The following is a 16,882-nucleotide window of genomic DNA, read 5'->3' as shown; positions in this document are numbered from 1 at the left end:
CATCCTGAGTTGAATTAAGGACATGATGTCCCGGTGAACCATTTAAAAAACAGAATTGCCTGGGTGTTACTGAACTAACTTATATATTTTGGAATACAGTTTGGCCTCAGCATTACGCCGATGGGTATACACTGTCTTCACGCTACAATTTTCAATTCTGGCGATCGATTTCGGCTGCATGCCCTGGGCGGTCATGCGGATAATTTTCATTTCCCGATCTGTAATTTTATCTTTCTTAATATCTTTGCGGAGAAACCTGCCATTAATTACATAGGCCAGTTCTTTTCGAATATCGCGACTCAGACCAACATATACCACGCCGCGAATATCGCTATTGTAATACCAGTAGTTCGCTAAGGCCTCTGATTTCCTGGCCGCAATCAATACGACCTGTTTCCCCTTTACCGCGGATAGCCATTCGCTGTCGCGCCTGATAAATTCGTTTAATGAAGCCGTATTGAGATTGATAAACACAAAATCTTTTCTGATTTTCTCCAGTGAGAGATAAATTAATTCGTCGATGTCTACAATCAGTTCGGACAGTCCTTTATAGAAATAGGAGTCATCGGCAGACCAAATATACTTATCGGAACAGCTTTTATATTCCATATAGTTTTTAACCTCATAGTCCTTGAAGTAATCATTTTTACAACGTCACTGCTTGCCAGGCCTATAAAGTTTACTGGCGTATTCGTTTCCTTTAATAAATCGCCATTAAATAAGACACGCATTACTTATCAATATTGGATAAGCGGGGGATTAAACTATAATTATTTTCTGCTTGGCGTTGAATTTAAGTTTTTTCCTATGGAGTGTCAACATGCGGAAAGGCAATGAATTTCGCGCCCAGGTCAATATTTACAAAAACTGAAAATATCAAATTTTTGAGCGCCAGAAAAAGACATTTATTTTCATAAGGTTATTGGTAATATAACCGTCAATTCTTATCTGCGCTTTATATTATCCAGGATCTTCGCCCTATTATGTTAGGAATATTCTTAATGGAACTCTTGAATGGCTTATCAAATAAACCTGATTTAGCACAAAAGAAAGGATATAAATCTACAAATAAACAAAAACCAGGATGATTCACCAACACATAAGACTCATGAATAGATTAACCTGCCGCACAAAATAGTTATGTATATGTTAATACATGCGGGATGTTGAATGCTAAACAAAGGCAGACGCATTATCTATTCGATTAAACGGTCTTCTTCATCAAGATTAAGCGAAGATTGCCGAAGGCTGCCTACGCCTACGAACCGGTCTGTCTCCGCGCCCTCCAAAGCATAGCGGCTTTTCGGCGCTTCGCCAGCCGCCAGCATGCCGCACGCGTTGAGCCGCTGGCCGTCGCTCTTTCACGCCAGTTCACGCTTTGTTCGCAATACCGTCATCGAAATTTCATATAAAGACCTATTAATAGTGGCCAGTTAATGACGAACCTGGACACTCTTATGAACAGCTCTCTTGCCGCGGTGGCCGAAACTGATTTCCAGCCGTTCACCGATCTCGCTGCCGGCCGGCAGCGGAAGGTCTTAAGCGTGCGTAATCTGAGTAAAGCTTATCAAGCCCAGCACAAAGTGCTGGACGGCATCAGCTTTGATCTGCACGCCGGGGAAATGGTCGGGGTCATTGGCCGCTCCGGCGCCGGTAAATCGACGCTCCTGCATGTCCTCAACGGCACCCACAGCGCCAGCGGCGGAGAAATTCTTAGCTACCCGGAAGTCGGTACCCCGCACGATGTCTCACAGCTGAAAGGCCGCGCGCTCAATGCCTGGCGTAGCCACTGCGGAATGATTTTTCAGGACTTCTGCCTGGTGCCGCGCCTCGACGTGCTCACCAACGTCCTGCTGGGCCGCCTCAGCCAGACTTCAACCCTGAAATCGCTGTTTAAAATCTTTCCCGCAGCCGACCGGGCGCGCGCCATTGCGCTGCTTGAGTGGATGAACATGCTGCCGCACGCGCTGCAGCGGGCGGAGAACCTCTCCGGCGGGCAGATGCAGCGGGTGGCGATCTGCCGGGCGCTGATGCAAAACCCCGGGATCCTGCTGGCCGACGAGCCTGTCGCCTCGCTGGATCCGAAAAACACTCAGCGCATCATGGATGTGCTGCGCGAGATTAGCGAGCAGGGTATCAGCGTGATGGTAAACCTGCATTCGGTGGAGCTGGTCAGGGCCTACTGCACCCGGGTTATCGGCGTCGCCAGCGGCCAGCTTATTTTTGACGATCACCCCTCCCGGCTGACGCAGGATGTGCTGCAGCGGCTGTACGGCGATGAAGTTAGCCAATTGCATTAATTTCACTCACACGGGCAACATAATGAAAAAATATATGACTGGCGCAGTTCGTTTATCCGCAATGGTCGCGGGCATGATGATGGCATGGCAGGCAGCGGCGGCGCAGCCGAAAGAGCTCAATCTGGGCATTCTCGGCGGCCAGAACGCCACCCAGCAAATCGGCGATAACCAGTGCGTGAAGGCCTTCCTCGATAAAGAGCTGAACGTGGATACCAAACTGCGCAACTCTTCCGACTATTCCGGGGTGATCCAGGGCCTGCTGGGGGGCAAAGTCGACGTGGTGCTGAGCATGTCCCCCTCCTCCTACGCCTCGGTTTATCTCAATAATCCGAAAGCGGTGGATATCGTCGGCATCGCCGTGGACGACAAAGATCAGTCTCGCGGCTATCACTCGGTGGTGATTGTCAAAGCCGACTCCCCGTACAAAACGCTGGACGATTTAAAAGGCAAAGCCTTCGGCTTCGCCGATCCGGATTCCACTTCCGGGTATCTGATCCCTAACCATGCGTTTAAAGAAAAATTTGGCGGTAACGCCGACAACAAATACAACAACACCTTCTCCAGCGTCACCTTCTCCGGCGGCCATGAGCAGGACATCCTCGGCGTGCTGAATGGCCAGTTCGCGGGCGCGGTCACGTGGGCCTCGATGGTTGGCGATTACAACACCGGCTACACTACCGGCGCGTTCAACCGCCTGATTCGCATGGATCATCCGGATCTGATGAAGCAGATCCGCATTATCTGGCAATCGCCGCTGATCCCGAACGGCCCGATCCTGGTGAGCAATGCGCTGCCGGCAGACTTTAAGGCGAAGGTCGTGGCGGCAGTGAAAAAGCTGGACACCGAGGATCACGCCTGCTTTATCAAAGCGATGGGCGGTACTCAGCACATCGGCCCGGGCAGCGTGGCTGACTTCCAGCAGATTATTGATATGAAACGCGAGCTGGTGAGCGCGCGTTAATCCTGCCTCAACGCCGCCTGCTTGCCCCAGGGTAAGCGGCGGCGCTACGTTGAAGATCCCCGACGCATGAAGACAACCCACACCGAATTTGAACGCTATTACCAGCAGGTACGCTCGCGGCAAAAGCGCGATGCCGTCTGCTGGTCGCTGCTGCTGCTGGCGCTCTATTTTGCCGCCGGCAGCGCCGCGGAATTTAATCTGCTGACTATCTGGCACTCGCTGCCCCACTTCTTTGACTATATGGCAGAGACCATTCCGCCCCTGAGCGCCGGCAACCTGTTCGCCGATGTGCAGACCAAAGGGTCGCTGGCCTGGTGGGGCTATCGCCTGCCGATCCAGCTGCCGCTGATCTGGGAAACCCTGCAGCTGGCGCTGGCCTCGACCCTGGTGGCGGTCGCCATCGCCACGGTTTTCGCGTTTCTTGCCGCCAATAACGCCTGGTCCCCGGCGCCGGTGCGCTTTGCCATTCGCGTGCTGGTGGCGTTTTTGCGCACCATGCCCGAGCTGGCGTGGGCGGTGATCTTTGTGATGGCGTTCGGCATCGGCGCGATCCCGGGCTTTCTGGCGCTGATGCTGCATACCGTCGGCAGCCTGACCAAACTGTTCTACGAGGCGGTGGAAAGCGCGCAAAACAAACCGGTACGCGGCCTGGCGGCCTGCGGCGCGTCCCCGCTGCAGAAAATTCGCTTCGCCCTCTGGCCGCAGGTGAAACCGCTGTTTCTCTCCTATGGCTTTATGCGGCTTGAAATCAACTTCCGCTCGTCGACCATTCTCGGGCTGGTGGGCGCGGGCGGCATCGGCCAGGAGCTGATGACCAACATCAAGCTCGACCGCTACGATCAGGTGAGCATCACCCTGCTGCTGATCATTCTGGTGGTGTCGGCGCTGGACATGCTGTCCGGTCGTCTGCGCCTGTGGGTTCTGGAGGGTAAGAAATGAGCGTCTGGCACATGCAACCGGATCTCGCCGCCAGCCGACGGCAGCATAAGCAGCTCTATCAGGTCCAGGGGCGCTACCTGCTCTACGTCGGGCTGGTGGCGCTAGCCTGCCTGCTCTATTACGTCTGGTTTTTTCTGCAGTTTGGTATCAGCGGCGAGCAGCTGACCACCGGCCTGCAGCAGATTGGCCGCTACCTGGCGCGGATGTTCGTCTGGCACGACTTCTGGAACTGGCCGTTCGGCTATTACTTTACGCAAATCGGCGTCACCCTGGCCATCGTCTTCGCCGGGACGCTGACTGCCACGGTGCTGGCGCTGCTGCTCTCCTTCTTCGCCGCCCGCAACATCATGCGCGGCGTGGTGCTGGGGACCCTCGCCCTGCTGATGCGCCGCCTGTTTGATGTGCTGCGCGGGATCGACATGGCTATCTGGGGGTTGATTTTTGTACGCGCGGTAGGCCTCGGGCCGCTGGCCGGGGTGCTGGCGATCATCATGCAGGACACCGGTCTGCTGGGACGGCTGTACGCGGAAGGACACGAAGCCGTGGACCGATCTCCCGGGCGCGGGCTGACCGCCGTGGGCGCGAATGGCCTGCAAAAGCATCGCTTTGGCATTTTTACCCAGTCGTTCCCGACCTTCCTCGCGCTTAGCCTGTATCAGATTGAATCCAACACCCGCTCCGCGGCGGTGCTGGGCTTCGTCGGCGCCGGCGGTATCGGGCTTATCTATGCCGAAAATATGCGTCTGTGGAACTGGGATGTGGTGATGTTTATCACCCTGCTGCTGGTGGCGGTGGTGATGATCATGGACACCCTTTCCGCCTGGCTGCGCCGTCGTTATATCGGCGGCGCCGCGGTGCCGCTGTATCAGGGCGGACGCTAGCGCGCCTTTGCGCCGGGTGGCGGCTGCGCCTTACCCGGCCTACTCGTCCGGCTCCGACTGTCTGTAGGCCCGGCAAGCAACGGCGCCGCCGGGCGATGGCATCAGGCACGGAGCTGCGTTTATGCCGGGTGGCGGCTTCGCCTTATCCGGCCTACTCGTCCGGCTCCGACTGTCTCCAGGCCCGGCAAGCAACGGCGCCGCCGGGCGATGGCATCAGGCACGGAGCTGCGTTTATGCCGGGTGGCGGCTGCGCCTTACCCGGCCTACAACCCAAAATCACCGCTGGCGCAGGGGCTGCTGAAACTGCCGGTGCTGGCGGCCTCAACATCGCTGAGACGTTCCCGGAAGGCCGGGGCAGCCCGCATGGATGCGGGCTGAGGGCCGTGTTTTGCAGGGACGCTGCCTCGGCCCGACCCGAAGCCTGCAGGGATAAGTCGAAGGGACCGCGCAGCGGCGATGTTGCTGGCCGGAGCCCGGGGGTACAGGGGGCGGCGGCGACTGGCCGCCCCCTGTGCGCTCCCAGCGCCATGAGTGACATAGCGCAGAAAAAATATTGGGAGCGCAATCTGTCCGGAAATAACATAGAAGCTGTAGCCCTGCTAAGCGCAGCGCGGGCAGGGACATTTCCGGTTGCGCCGATATTTCGCCGGGTGGCGGCTGGCGCCTTACCCGGCCTACTCGTCAGGCTCCGACTGTCTGTAGGCCCGGCAAGCAACTGCGCCGCCGGGCGATGGCATCAGGCACGGAGCTGCGTTTATGCCGGGTGGCGGCTGCGCCTTACCCGGCCTACTCGTCCGGCTCCGACTGTCTGTAGGCCCGGCAAGCATTTATCCGCTCCGCTATTCCAGCCGCCAGCTCAGCACCGGCCAGCCGTATCCGGCACCGGCCGCCTGCAGCTGCGGACAGGGATTGACCAGCCGCACGCGATCCGCATGCAGGCACAGCGGCAGATCGTTAATGGAATCGGTATAGAACGTCACCTCGCCGTCATACTGCGGATGCGCCTCGCGCCACTGCGCCAGACGCGCCACCTTCCCCTGCTGATAGCTGGGGATCCCGGTGATTTCACCGCTGTAGCCGCCGTCGACCATCGCCACGTCAATACCCAGCGCCTGATCGATCTCCAGCGCGGCGGCCACCGCCTGCACCAGCAGGCTAACCGAGGCGGAGATAATCAGCATCTGCTCTCCCTCGGCCCGCAGACGACGAATGAGCTCCCACGCCTGCGGATAGACCCGGGGCAGGATCGCCTCGCGCACGCAGCGGGCCACCAGCGCGTCAACGTCCGACTTCGGTATTCCGGCCAGCGGCGCCTGGATCAGGGCCACATAATCGGCGATATTCATCTCTCCCCGGTCATAATCCGCCATTAGCCGCGCCTCGCGGGCAAGATACCCCTTCTGCGTCGCCAGCCCTTCGCGAACCATAAACTGGCTCCAGACCGTACTGCTATCGCCCTGTATCAGGGTGTTATCGAGATCAAAAATCGTCAGCGTGTTGCCCATGGTACTTTCCCTTACTGGTCAAAATAAACTGCCGGGAGCATGCGTAAAAAAGATGACAGGAAAATGAACCGGACGCCGCAGCGCCCGGCTCGCCATCAGCCGGCGCGGACCTTCGCGGTGCGGAACACCAGCACGATCCCGCCGACGATCGCCATCATACCGATCATCGCCGCCGCCGGCAGCCGGTTGCCCAGCAGCAGATAATCCAGCAGCGCCGTGATCGCTGGCACCAGATAAAAGAGGCTGGTGACATTGACGATATTTCCCGCGCTCAGCAGATGGTACAGCAGTAGCTGGGCGACCACCGAAATCAGCAGCCCGAGAAACAGCACCGGAATAATCAACCCGGCGTTAACGGTAAACCGGAAGCCGCTGACCGGGGCAATCAGCAGGCACAGCCCCAGACTAACGGCATACTGCAGCGGCAGGACATCCGCCGGCGCCTGACGGCTGCGCTTTTGCCACAGCGCGCCAAAGGTCATCAGCAGCAGCGCCGCCAGCGCAAACAGGATCCCCGCCGTCGCCATCGGCGAGGCCGCCAGGCTGCGCCACACCAATAGCACCAGCCCCGCCAGGGCAAGCAGCAGTCCTGACAGCCGCCGCCCCTGCAGGCGGCGCTCCACCACGCAAAGCGTAAGGATGGGCTGGATCCCCATGATGGTGGCGATAAGTCCCGGCGTCACGCCGTTGGCCATCGCCTCGAAGTAACAGACCGAATAGCCGCCAATCAGCATCAGACCGGTGGCCGCTGTCTGCAGGCGGGTGCCCGGCGCGGGCAGCCAGCGCCGACGGACGATAGCCAGCGGCGTCAGCGCGACCAGGGCAACCAGAAAACGAAAGACCAGCAGCGCCATCGGCGAGGCGTTATCCAGTCCCCAGCGGGTGAAGATGGCCGCGCTGCCCCACAGCAGCACAAAAAGGGCCGTTGTCGCCTGCGAGGCGAGCAGAGAATAGCGAACGTGCATAGCATGCTCCAGAACGTCAAACACAAGGTATCAAGCGTCATACCGGCAGGTAAGCGCCTGCTAAAGACGGCGTTAAGCGCCGAAAACTACCCGGTCTGGAGGGGGAGGCGGTGGGCAGAGCGTGGCGAAGCGATGATGAGGCGCAGACGTCATCCACCCCGCGTCGAAAGCGGCGCCGGGCAAAGTCTCGCTAGAGATGGCGTAATGCGTCATGGAATGCCTCGTGAAATGTTCCTGTCAGCATCCTGGCACAGACCGTTGCGGAGTGACAACTGCCCTTTATGGCTGATCCATCCCGAGGTTGTTTATTTTTAATCGTAAATAAACGTAAAGGCGGCCTCGGCTTATTCAGCCGTGGTTTTTAATCGGCTATAAAACAAAGCAGTCTGCTTGCTACTTCGAAAATAACGATATGAAGCCAAAACTGACGCATGCTCTCTTTTTAATTCCTTTTTTGTTGTTGGCAGGATGCTCCTCCTCACCGAAACAGGCAAAGAACACAAAATCTCATGCGGATATGACCATTGATAGCGGATCGGACGATCTGATCCCTGTGGTGGCGGCCCTGCATGATCAGATGCACACCTGGCAGGGAACCCCCTATGAATGGGGCGGTACTGAACAAAGCGGCGTCGACTGCTCGGGTTTCGTCTGGCGCACGCTGAAGGATCGCTTTAACCTGCCAATGGAGCGGATCACCACCCGCGAGCTGCTGCACATGGGCGTGCGGGTCAATAAGCGGGATTTACGTCCCGGCGATCTGGTGTTCTTCCGCACCCGGGCCGGGATGCACGTTGGCTTTTACGATACCGATCATAATTTCCTTCACGCCTCGAGCAGCCAGGGCGTGATGCGCTCTTCGCTGGACAACCCTTACTGGGAATCAGCGTTCTATCAGGCGCGTCGTCTGCCGAAGGAGTATAACGCGCAGATCACCATGAACAGCGACACCCTGCATCTGGCGAAGAATCGCCGCTAAAAAAAAGCCGCAGCCAGGGCTGCGGCGGGTAGTTCTGCGGTTAATCAGAACTGGTAGGTCATACCCAGCGCGACGATGTCGTCATCGTTGATGCCGAGTTTGTTATCGCTTTTCAGCTGGTTGATTTTGTAATCCACGAAGGCGTTCATGTTTTTGTTGAAGTAATAGGTCAGGCCCACGTCGATGTAGTTAACCAGATCTTCACTCCCCACCCCTTCGATATCCTTCCCTTTCGACAGCACATAGCCGAGGGACGGACGCAGACCGAAGTCGAACTGATACTGCGCCACCGCTTCAAAGTTCTGCGCTTTGTTGGCAAAGCCGCCGCTGATCGGGGTCATCTTGCGGGTTTCAGAGTACATGGTCGCCAGGTAGATATTGTTGGCGTCATATTTCAGGCCGGTCGCCCAGGCTTCCGCTTTCGAACCCTGGCCGCGGGCCAGCAGGTTCTGATCGTTGGTACGGTCGGAGCTGGTGTAGGCCGCGCTGACGGCGAAGTCGCTGCCGCCGAAATCATAGCTTAACGAGGTGCCGACGCCGTCGCCGTTCTGTTTCTTCGCTTCACGGCCTTCGTTTTTACCCTGGTACTGCAGGGTCAGATCCAGGCCATCCACCAGACCGAAGAAGTCGGTGTTGCGGTAGGTCGCCAGGCCGCTGGCGCGCTTGGTCATAAAGTTATCGGTCTGGGCAGAGGAATCGCCGCCGAATTCCGGGAACATATCGGTCCAGGCTTCCACGTCGTACAGGGCGCCAAGGTTACGACCGTAATCGAAGGAGCCGTAGTTCTTCAGCTTCACGCCGGCGAACGCCAGACGGGTTTTCTGACTGGAGTCGCTCTCGGTTTTGTTACCGGAGAATTCAGATTCCCAACGGCCATAGCCGGTCAGGTCGTCGTTAATCTGCGTTTCGCCTTTAATACCGAAACGCACGTAGGTCTGATCGCCATCCTTGCTGTCATAGTCGCTGAAATAGTGCATGGCTTTGATCTTGCCGTACACATCCAGCTTGTTCGCGTTCTTATTATAAACTTCCGCTGCCTGCGTCGCTGTTGAAGCCACAAAGCCCATCATCATTAATGCCAGAGTACTCTTTTTCATTATTCAGTCCTGGTGATTTATTTATACGCGCTATTCAATTGCGGGCGCTCGCCCATCAAAAACTGGAGGTTTTTTAACGCCGGGATATTAAATATTTATGACAAGATGGAACTTTTTATAAAAAAGGGTATTTAAATGTATCTGACATATTTTTGTCACATTCCCTCTCCAGAATGCCCGATCCCGCGCAATAAAATGGCGCGCCCGCCGCCCCGGGTGTTGGCAAGCGGGCCGACTCCTGCTACAACATCAGCTCGATATCGATATTCCTTTTGAACGGCAGAGAATCATGAGTGAAAGCCAGACGCTGGTGGTAAAACTGGGCACCAGTGTTTTAACAGGCGGGTCCCGTCGCCTGAACCGCGCCCATATCGTCGAGCTTGTGCGCCAGTGCGCACAGTTGCACGCCATGGGACACCGTATTGTCATCGTGACCTCCGGGGCCATTGCCGCCGGGCGCGAGCACCTTGGTTACCCGGAACTGCCCGCCACCATCGCCTCCAAGCAGCTGCTGGCGGCGGTGGGACAAAGCCGTCTGATCCAGCTGTGGGAACAGCTGTTTTCTATCTATGGCATTCACGTTGGCCAGATGCTGCTGACCCGCGCCGACATGGAAGACAGAGAACGGTTCCTCAACGCCCGCGACACTCTGCGCGCGCTGCTGGATAACAGCATCGTCCCGGTCATTAACGAAAACGACGCCGTCGCCACCGCGGAAATCAAAGTGGGCGATAACGACAATCTCTCCGCGCTGGCCGCGATCCTCGCCGGGGCGGATAAGCTGCTGCTGTTAACCGACCAGCCAGGCCTGTTCACCGCCGACCCACGCAGCAACCCGCAGGCGGAGCTGATTAAAGACGTCTACGGCATCGACGACGCGCTGCGCGCCATCGCCGGCGATAGCGTCTCCGGACTCGGCACCGGCGGCATGGGCACCAAGCTGCAGGCCGCGGACGTCGCCTGCCGCGCGGGGATTGATACCATCATCGCCGCCGGGAACCGCCCGGACGTCATCGGCCATGCGATGGCAGGCCTGCCGGTAGGTACCTGCTTCCACGCCCAGGAGTCTCCGCTGGAGAACCGTAAGCGCTGGATCTTCGGCGCGCCGCCGGCGGGGGAAATCACCGTCGATGCGGGCGCGACCCAGGCGATCCTCGAAAGAGGCAGCTCGCTGTTGCCAAAAGGGATCAAAATCGTCAGCGGCAACTTCTCCCGCGGCGAAGTGATCCGCATCCGCAATAGCGAAGGACGCGACATCGCTCACGGCGTCAGCCGCTACAACAGCGATGCGCTGCGCCTTATCGCCGGCCAGCACTCGCAGCAAATCGATGCCATTCTGGGCTACGAATACGGCCCGGTGGCCGTCCACCGCGATGATATGATCATCCGTTAAGGAGCTGAAAATGCTGGAACAAATGGGCATTGCCGCCAAAGCGGCCTCCTGGCAGCTGGCGTTACTCTCCAGCCGGGAAAAGAATCAGGTACTGGAAAAGATCGCCGATTATCTGGAAGCGCAGACCGACGATATTCTGCGCGCCAACGCGGAAGATTTAGCCGAAGCTCGCGCCAATGGCCTGAGTGAAGCGATGCTCGATCGCCTCGCGCTGACCCCGGCGCGTCTGAGCGGCATCGCCAACGATGTGCGCCAGGTGTGCAATCTGGCCGATCCGGTCGGCCAGGTGATCGACGGCGGGCTGCTGGACAGCGGTCTGCGTATTGAACGTCGCCGCGTCCCGCTGGGGGTGATTGGCGTGATTTATGAAGCGCGTCCCAACGTGACGGTCGACGTCGCCTCCCTGTGCCTGAAAACCGGCAACGCGGCGATCCTGCGCGGCGGGAAAGAGACCTGGCGCACCAACGCCGCCACGGTGAAGGTGATCCAGCAGGCGCTGCAGGAGTGCGGTCTGCCGGCCGCCGCGGTACAGGCTATCGAGAGCCCGGATCGCGCGCTGGTGGGCGAAATGCTGAAGATGGATAAATACATCGATATGCTGATCCCTCGCGGCGGCGCGGGCCTGCACAAGCTATGCCGTGAGCAGTCAACGATCCCGGTGATCACCGGTGGGATTGGCGTTTGCCATATCTTCGTGGATGAAACCGCCGAGATCGCCCCCGCGCTGAAGATCATCGTCAACGCCAAGACCCAGCGGCCGAGCACCTGCAATACCGTGGAAACGCTGCTGGTGCACCGCAACATCGCCGATACCTTCCTGCCGGCGTTGAGCAAGCAGATGGCCGAGAGCGGCGTCACCCTGCACGCCGCCCCTTCCGCCCTCCCCGCGCTGCAAAACGGCCCTGCGAAGGTCGAGCCGGTGAAAGCGGAGCAGTATGACGACGAGTATCTGTCGCTGGATCTGAACGTCAAAGTGGTGGCTGATATGGATGAGGCTATCGCCCATATCCGCGAACATGGCACCCAGCACTCCGACGCCATCCTGACCCGCACCCTGCGTAACGCCAACCGCTTTATCAATGAAGTGGACTCTTCCGCGGTATATGTGAACGCCTCCACGCGCTTCACCGACGGCGGCCAGTTCGGCCTCGGCGCGGAAGTGGCGGTCAGCACCCAGAAGCTGCACGCCCGCGGCCCGATGGGGCTGGAAGCGTTAACCACCTATAAGTGGATTGGTTTCGGCGACGATACCATTCGTGCGTAAATGAGAACGGGCGATGCAAAAATAGGCAGTTGATTCCACTGGCTATTGACGCATCGCCCGCTAAGTTCTAACCTTTTGCCTCGTAATTCACGCTCGTGAACACCTCTTGCAGGGCCGATATAGCTCAGTTGGTAGAGCAGCGCATTCGTAATGCGAAGGTCGTAGGTTCGACTCCTATTATCGGCACCATTCTAACGTCTCCCCAAGTCTACTAAAGTTCACTGAAACCCCTTATAATCTGCGCTTTACAGCCCCTTTTGGTATTTCTACGTCTACTACAGTTCCCTGAAATCTACGGTCGTTTGGGGGTACTTATGGGGGGTATATGCTGTTCGGTCTAAAGGAGGTACCCCCAAGTGAAACTTAACGCCCGGCAGGTGGAGGCCGCTAAACCTAAAGATAAGCCTTACAAGCTGGCTGATGGTGGCGGTCTGTATCTCCTTATCAAACCTAATGGCGGCAAATACTGGCGGCTCAAATATCGTGTAGCCGGCAAAGAGAAGCTGTTAGCTCTGGGTGTCTATCCTGAAGTCACATTGGCCGATGCTCGGGCAAAACGTGAAGAAGCGAAAAGGGGTATCGCTGGGGGTATCGATCCTATGGAAGCGAAACGGGAGGAGAAGATTGCCCGTGAAATTCAGCTAAACAACACCTTCAAAGATATTGCCCTTGAATGGCACAGCAGCAAACTAAAAAAATGGTCTGCTGGTTATGCTTCAGACATCCTCGAAGCCTTCAATAAAGATGTGTTCCCATACATTGGCAAAAAACCAATAGCCGAAATCAAACCGCTTGAACTGTTGAATGTGCTGCGGCGCATTGAGGGGCGCGGCGCTACCGAAAAGGCAAGAAAAGTTAGGCAGCGCTGTGGGGAAGTTTTCCGTTACGCAATAGTCACCGGTCGAGCTGAGTATAACCCCGCCCCGGATCTCACCAGCGCGATGCAAGGGCACGAGTCCAATCATTTTCCTTTCCTCACACCTAAAGAATTGCCTGATTTCTTCAATGCGTTGTCAGGATATTCAGGAAGCGAGTTAGTAGTTTTGGCTGCTCGTCTGCTGATTATCAGCGGATTGCGTCCCGGCGAACTCCGTGGGGCATTTTGGGATGAAATCAATATCAGTAAGGCGGTCTGGGAAATACCCGCCTCACGCATGAAAATGCGTCGCCCTCATGTGGTGCCGTTGTCCAGGCAAGCTCTTACGCTTATTGGTCAGATCCAAGAGCTAACAGGCAATTACCCGCTTGTGTTCCCAGGCCGTAACGATCCGCGGAAAACAATGAGTGAAGCCAGCATAAACCAAGTCTTCAAGCGGATTGGCTATAACGGAAAAGTCACCGGGCACGGTTTCCGGCACACCATGAGTACCATCCTGCACGAACAGGGCTACAACACCGCGTGGATTGAAACGCAACTGGCACACGTCGACAAAAACTCTATACGAGGAACGTACAACCACGCCCAGTATCTGGATGGCCGCCGCGAAATGCTCCAGTGGTATGCCGACTATATGGAGGCGTTGGAAAACGGCGAAAATGTAGTGCACGGAACGTTTGGGAAAAGCGCTTAACTGTATGTATAGACAGTGCTAATTGACAGTAGTAGACTTCTGTAGACTATCGTTAGCAGGAAGCTTTTATGCGAGAAAACATCCTCAACATGCCCCATCATCTTCGCCGACAACGTGTGGTCACTGCTGAACAGGCTGCAATGGCTATGGCCGGTGTGTATCGTTTTGCATGCTTAAGAGAATTTGATAAAAGTTATGACCCCGAAAGATACAACATGGCTTGTAGCTATTTTCGTATCATTCAAGCGGCTCTTAACAAAGAGCTAAGCCCGAAAACTGTTTGGACTGATATCGGCGGTAATTTTGTCAACGCTGAGTTTTACGCTGAAGATATTTGGTCCTGGGCAATCAAAGAGCTATCTGCTGAAGATGTATGGTATGGCTGTGAGGAAGAAAATGCAGCTCATGCTAATGAACATGTTCCTGGGGTATGGGGCGAGTTCGCTGGCAAAGACACTGCTTTGAAATTGATCGCTGGTATGGCGATTGCGCTTGAAAAAGCGGGTGGAAAATATGTTCGCGGTAAGAAATTGAACAAATCCGAAGTTGCCAGAAGTGCCTCAAGAATCATATTGGAGCATGGCGATGGCATCGATGTGACTGATAAGGCATTGACTATGCTAATTGATGAAGCTCTGAACACGTACGCTTCCAAATAGCCCGTAAGGATTTCCAAAAAGACGATCTACAGGTTCTAAAACTTCTGGCCGTACTTCTGTTTCCGTGGAAGAGCTGCTTCCAACTGATTTACTGTGACTTCCACAACTACCCTCTTGTTTTTGCTGAAATATACCTCGTAGACCACATTAGACTTCGAGAGGTATATATGTCCCAATCCCTTATCCGCTTACCTGAAGTTCAGCGTAGAACCGGCTATAGCAAGGCTTGGATCTATCGACTCATGGCTGAGCAACGTTTCCCCTCATCCATAAAAATTGGTTCTCGAGCAATTGCTTTCATTGAAAGCGAAATTGATGAATGGATTAGTGAGCGCATTGAATCGTCACGCAGCCAAACGAACTGAGATTCCGTGAGCTGAGATAATTTGCGAGAGTTTGCACTTCAGATCTCGCAGAATAAGTTCGTCGCGACAGCTCACTAAAAAATTCAAAAAGGTTAATGCCATGAAGAACAATTATGCCCGTCTGGGGCAGGGCTTCGCTCACCCTAAAAACTCCTTGCCTTGTTATTCAACTGAAGGGTATGCTTTAAAAGCACCAGCAAAATCTGGTGTCAGGATTGGCGTCCTGAATGACTGTATGGCGACACATGACGCGCCAAGCGTCTTTTTTTGTGCCGTTGATCCGTCTCACCTATTTTCACGCGTTGTGGTTCAAAACCGCTCTGCTAGCAAAATTATGGTGGGCTGGGTGGGGGCGGAGAAATCCGCGCCGGAGTCCATACAGTCCGGTTACGCCAACCCTGCTCAGTCCACCACCAGTGAAATTGGCGTTTCCGGTGGTGGTTATCTAGACCACTGTATGGAGGCTGCCACATGGCTACTACCCCAACCCAAAAACTGCCCAAATTCACCTGGCTTTTCCTCGGTACGCCGAAAGGCCGGACCTGTACTCCCGTTGTTATCCGCATCGTTGCCGACAGTGAGCAAGAAGCCCGCGAGTTTTATTCCCGCTGGGATCTTATCTTTGCCGCCAAAATTCGCTCTGAATGTTCGCTTTATCAATACAGTAGCGGCGCGTTTGAACTGGATGTTGCGAAACTGGGAGGTAGCCATGTTTAACCTCCAGACCCTGACAGCTAAAGCCCGCGAGCTGCGCGGCAACGTGGTAAAAGCCACTACCACGAAAGGCACCCGCACCATGACCCCCGTTTACGAACGGGAAGAGCAGCGCAAACTGCGCGAACGCATCCAGCAGACCCAGCCGGAGTGGGTTTTACTCTGGTGGGATATTGCGACCGTAACCGGCTGGCGTACCAGCGACGTGTGCAACTTCCGTTACTCCTGCATCAACTGGGAAACCGGCATTGCAACAATCATCGTGGCGAAGCAGACCAAAGCAGCGGAAGCCAGAGCGACCCGGAAGGGGATCGAGATTGTTCGCCAGCAGCGCAAGGACGCTGCCCGGCTTGCTGGCGATCACATTGGGTACATGCACTGGGATAGCGTGAGCTGCGACGAGCTGGCCGCCGGCATGACGGAAGAAGAACAGGCGATTGTGTTTGAGCTGGTGGCAAAGGCTGAAGTGAAGCACGACACCAAACAGCTGCCGCCGGGCATCATCAAACGACTGCGGGAACGCATGGAGCGCAATCTTATCGGTGACGACCTGGTATTTTCCCGCAGCCAGATTGAAAGTAACCGTTGCCAGTCTCTTGAAGGTAGCGTTAGCCGTCAGACGATCTGGAAGAAACTGCACAACGTCATGGTGTGGTTTACCCGCGTAGTAAACACGCGTCTGCGCCTGAGCGCCTATTCCAGCCGCAAAATTGCCGCCTTTAATCTCATGTCCGCCGGCGGCGAACAGGGCTTGATGGTCGCCTCTGAAATGCTCGGACACAGTAACCCGGCAATCACCCGGACTTATCTCCAGCTGGGGAGCAAGGCCGCGGCTATCCAGACACGCCTCGCTATGGAGGTGAATGCATGACAAAGCCAACTCAAAACGAATCCATTGCCATGCTGACGACCAGCGCAGGCCAGGCGCTTGAATACAGCCGTCAGGCGCTTGCCGTTCTCGATATGTGGATAAACACCCTGGCGCCGGATGATGAAATGGAAAGCTTTCGTGTCGCGGCGGTTCACAGCCTGGTCAGTCAGGCATCGGAATATCTGGTGAAAGTCAGGGAGGTCAGACCATGACCGCTATTTATAATCTGGTGCGCTGTAGCGATGGCAAAACTGTATTCAGTTTTCCGGCCGGCGGCCGCTATCTGGTGGACACGTCGAACGGGTTGCAGTCGATGCGCCCCCTTATGGACGACGAGATCCTTTTCACGGTGGAGAGTGCCGCGCGCTTTCTGAAGAAGATTGGTTATCAGGTAATCCCGCCAGCGGCGTGAGGTAAA

The 16,882-nt window shown here is 56.1% G+C and carries 19 protein-coding genes, 1 tRNA gene and 1 pseudogene; 17 read left to right on the top strand and 4 right to left on the bottom strand.

Features of this window, described 5'->3' with window-relative positions:
* Positions 1–66 precede the first annotated feature (66 nt).
* Positions 67–609, bottom strand: coding sequence for a helix-turn-helix transcriptional regulator (locus KHQ23_RS02505; protein WP_004144585.1), 543 nt, complete (start codon positions 607–609; stop codon positions 67–69).
* Positions 610–1,457: 848 nt separating this feature from the next.
* On the opposite strand from KHQ23_RS02505, the gene phnC reads away from it, so the two are divergent.
* From phnC to KHQ23_RS02480, 5 genes are all read left to right on the top strand, one after another.
* Positions 1,458–2,300 (top strand): phosphonate ABC transporter ATP-binding protein, encoded by an 843-nt coding sequence (gene phnC, locus KHQ23_RS02500; RefSeq protein WP_004177295.1) that lies wholly within the window; start codon positions 1,458–1,460, stop codon positions 2,298–2,300.
* A 22-nt stretch (positions 2,301–2,322) separates the two neighbouring features.
* Positions 2,323–3,261 carry a phosphonate ABC transporter substrate-binding protein gene (gene phnD, locus KHQ23_RS02495; RefSeq protein ID WP_002890002.1) on the top strand — a complete coding sequence of 313 codons (939 nt, stop codon included), beginning with the start codon at positions 2,323–2,325 and terminating at the stop codon, positions 3,259–3,261.
* A 66-nt stretch (positions 3,262–3,327) separates the two neighbouring features.
* Positions 3,328–4,200 (top strand): phosphonate ABC transporter, permease protein PhnE, encoded by an 873-nt coding sequence (gene phnE / locus KHQ23_RS02490; RefSeq protein WP_002890001.1) that lies wholly within the window; start codon positions 3,328–3,330, stop codon positions 4,198–4,200.
* Entirely contained in the window at positions 4,197–5,081 is an 885-nt protein-coding gene (gene phnE, locus KHQ23_RS02485) for a phosphonate ABC transporter, permease protein PhnE (RefSeq protein WP_023312712.1), read from the top strand. The genes phnE (KHQ23_RS02490) and phnE (KHQ23_RS02485) overlap by 4 nt, the downstream gene beginning before the upstream one ends.
* A gap of 207 nt (positions 5,082–5,288) precedes the next feature.
* Entirely contained in the window at positions 5,289–5,459 is a 171-nt protein-coding gene (locus KHQ23_RS02480) for a LysR family transcriptional regulator (protein WP_085386411.1), read from the top strand.
* A gap of 461 nt (positions 5,460–5,920) precedes the next feature.
* Here the strand turns inward: KHQ23_RS02480 and KHQ23_RS02475 are convergent, their stop codons facing one another.
* Positions 5,921–6,586 (bottom strand): HAD family phosphatase, encoded by a 666-nt coding sequence (locus tag KHQ23_RS02475; RefSeq protein WP_004177299.1) that lies wholly within the window; start codon positions 6,584–6,586, stop codon positions 5,921–5,923.
* A gap of 95 nt (positions 6,587–6,681) precedes the next feature.
* Positions 6,682–7,551 (bottom strand): DMT family transporter, encoded by an 870-nt coding sequence (locus tag KHQ23_RS02470; protein WP_032421054.1) that lies wholly within the window; start codon positions 7,549–7,551, stop codon positions 6,682–6,684.
* A gap of 412 nt (positions 7,552–7,963) precedes the next feature.
* Between KHQ23_RS02470 and KHQ23_RS02465 the strand changes: the two genes are divergently transcribed.
* On the top strand, positions 7,964–8,530 hold the full coding sequence (locus KHQ23_RS02465; protein ID WP_004191825.1) for a C40 family peptidase: 567 nt from the start codon (positions 7,964–7,966) through the stop codon (positions 8,528–8,530).
* A 44-nt stretch (positions 8,531–8,574) separates the two neighbouring features.
* Here KHQ23_RS02465 and phoE read toward each other — a convergent pair whose 3' ends face one another.
* Positions 8,575–9,627, bottom strand: a complete 1,053-nt coding sequence (phoE, locus tag KHQ23_RS02460; protein WP_004144576.1) for a phosphoporin PhoE — start codon at positions 9,625–9,627, stop codon at positions 8,575–8,577.
* A 289-nt stretch (positions 9,628–9,916) separates the two neighbouring features.
* Here phoE and proB point away from each other — a divergent pair, with 289 nt between their 5' ends.
* The 11 genes and pseudogenes from proB to KHQ23_RS02405 all read left to right on the top strand — a co-directional run bounded on the left by proB (position 9,917) and on the right by KHQ23_RS02405 (position 16,876).
* Positions 9,917–11,020, top strand: a complete 1,104-nt coding sequence (gene proB, locus KHQ23_RS02455) for a glutamate 5-kinase (RefSeq protein WP_004144574.1) — start codon at positions 9,917–9,919, stop codon at positions 11,018–11,020.
* 10 nt (positions 11,021–11,030) lie between these two features.
* Entirely contained in the window at positions 11,031–12,284 is a 1,254-nt protein-coding gene (proA, locus tag KHQ23_RS02450) for a glutamate-5-semialdehyde dehydrogenase (protein ID WP_008805305.1), read from the top strand.
* 113 nt (positions 12,285–12,397) lie between these two features.
* Positions 12,398–12,473, top strand: a tRNA-Thr gene (locus KHQ23_RS02445).
* Between the two features lie 167 nt (positions 12,474–12,640).
* Positions 12,641–13,855, top strand: a complete 1,215-nt coding sequence (locus tag KHQ23_RS02440) for a site-specific integrase (protein ID WP_211652566.1) — start codon at positions 12,641–12,643, stop codon at positions 13,853–13,855.
* A gap of 68 nt (positions 13,856–13,923) precedes the next feature.
* On the top strand, positions 13,924–14,514 hold the full coding sequence (locus KHQ23_RS02435; RefSeq protein ID WP_020802548.1) for a hypothetical protein: 591 nt from the start codon (positions 13,924–13,926) through the stop codon (positions 14,512–14,514).
* Between the two features lie 167 nt (positions 14,515–14,681).
* Positions 14,682–14,879 carry an AlpA family transcriptional regulator gene (locus KHQ23_RS02430; RefSeq protein ID WP_045339018.1) on the top strand — a complete coding sequence of 66 codons (198 nt, stop codon included), beginning with the start codon at positions 14,682–14,684 and terminating at the stop codon, positions 14,877–14,879.
* A 100-nt stretch (positions 14,880–14,979) separates the two neighbouring features.
* A pseudogene (locus KHQ23_RS26525) lies at positions 14,980–15,303 on the top strand (ash family protein); the annotation flags it as partial.
* Between the two features lie 47 nt (positions 15,304–15,350).
* Positions 15,351–15,596 (top strand): host cell division inhibitor Icd-like protein, encoded by a 246-nt coding sequence (locus KHQ23_RS02420; RefSeq protein ID WP_020802552.1) that lies wholly within the window; start codon positions 15,351–15,353, stop codon positions 15,594–15,596.
* A complete protein-coding gene (locus tag KHQ23_RS02415) occupies positions 15,589–16,464 on the top strand; it encodes a tyrosine-type recombinase/integrase (RefSeq protein WP_211652681.1) in 876 nt (291 codons plus the stop codon). The genes KHQ23_RS02420 and KHQ23_RS02415 overlap by 8 nt, the downstream gene beginning before the upstream one ends.
* On the top strand, positions 16,461–16,676 hold the full coding sequence (locus KHQ23_RS02410; RefSeq protein WP_017880047.1) for a hypothetical protein: 216 nt from the start codon (positions 16,461–16,463) through the stop codon (positions 16,674–16,676). Before KHQ23_RS02415 ends, KHQ23_RS02410 begins: the two co-directional genes overlap by 4 nt.
* Complete coding sequence (locus KHQ23_RS02405; RefSeq protein ID WP_020802561.1) at positions 16,673–16,876, top strand: hypothetical protein; 204 nt, start codon at positions 16,673–16,675, stop codon at positions 16,874–16,876. Before KHQ23_RS02410 ends, KHQ23_RS02405 begins: the two co-directional genes overlap by 4 nt.
* Positions 16,877–16,882: the final 6 nt, after the last annotated feature.

The sequence above is a fragment of the Klebsiella sp. 64 genome, assembly GCF_018223915.1.
GTDB lineage: Bacteria > Pseudomonadota > Gammaproteobacteria > Enterobacterales > Enterobacteriaceae > Klebsiella > Klebsiella pneumoniae.
Note: the sequence above shows the minus strand (reverse complement) of the source record. Positions and strands in the feature narration are given on the sequence as shown.

Bases quoted from the DNA above. Each gene is read 5' to 3' on its own strand.
- KHQ23_RS02505 (WP_004144585.1), bottom strand. From the start codon at position 609: ATGGAATATAAAAGCTGTTCCGATAAGTATATTTGGTCTGCCGATGAC.
- phnC (WP_004177295.1), top strand. From the start codon at position 1,458: ATGAACAGCTCTCTTGCCGCGGTGGCCGAAACTGATTTCCAGCCGTTC.
- phnD (WP_002890002.1), top strand. From the start codon at position 2,323: ATGAAAAAATATATGACTGGCGCAGTTCGTTTATCCGCAATGGTCGCG.
- phnE (WP_002890001.1), top strand. From the start codon at position 3,328: ATGAAGACAACCCACACCGAATTTGAACGCTATTACCAGCAGGTACGC.
- phnE (WP_023312712.1), top strand. From the start codon at position 4,197: ATGAGCGTCTGGCACATGCAACCGGATCTCGCCGCCAGCCGACGGCAG.
- KHQ23_RS02480 (WP_085386411.1), top strand. From the start codon at position 5,289: ATGGCATCAGGCACGGAGCTGCGTTTATGCCGGGTGGCGGCTGCGCCT.
- KHQ23_RS02475 (WP_004177299.1), bottom strand. From the start codon at position 6,586: ATGGGCAACACGCTGACGATTTTTGATCTCGATAACACCCTGATACAG.
- KHQ23_RS02470 (WP_032421054.1), bottom strand. From the start codon at position 7,551: ATGCACGTTCGCTATTCTCTGCTCGCCTCGCAGGCGACAACGGCCCTT.
- KHQ23_RS02465 (WP_004191825.1), top strand. From the start codon at position 7,964: ATGAAGCCAAAACTGACGCATGCTCTCTTTTTAATTCCTTTTTTGTTG.
- phoE (WP_004144576.1), bottom strand. From the start codon at position 9,627: ATGAAAAAGAGTACTCTGGCATTAATGATGATGGGCTTTGTGGCTTCA.
- proB (WP_004144574.1), top strand. From the start codon at position 9,917: ATGAGTGAAAGCCAGACGCTGGTGGTAAAACTGGGCACCAGTGTTTTA.
- proA (WP_008805305.1), top strand. From the start codon at position 11,031: ATGCTGGAACAAATGGGCATTGCCGCCAAAGCGGCCTCCTGGCAGCTG.
- KHQ23_RS02435 (WP_020802548.1), top strand. From the start codon at position 13,924: ATGCGAGAAAACATCCTCAACATGCCCCATCATCTTCGCCGACAACGT.
- KHQ23_RS02430 (WP_045339018.1), top strand. From the start codon at position 14,682: ATGTCCCAATCCCTTATCCGCTTACCTGAAGTTCAGCGTAGAACCGGC.
- KHQ23_RS02420 (WP_020802552.1), top strand. From the start codon at position 15,351: ATGGCTACTACCCCAACCCAAAAACTGCCCAAATTCACCTGGCTTTTC.
- KHQ23_RS02415 (WP_211652681.1), top strand. From the start codon at position 15,589: ATGTTTAACCTCCAGACCCTGACAGCTAAAGCCCGCGAGCTGCGCGGC.
- KHQ23_RS02410 (WP_017880047.1), top strand. From the start codon at position 16,461: ATGACAAAGCCAACTCAAAACGAATCCATTGCCATGCTGACGACCAGC.
- KHQ23_RS02405 (WP_020802561.1), top strand. From the start codon at position 16,673: ATGACCGCTATTTATAATCTGGTGCGCTGTAGCGATGGCAAAACTGTA.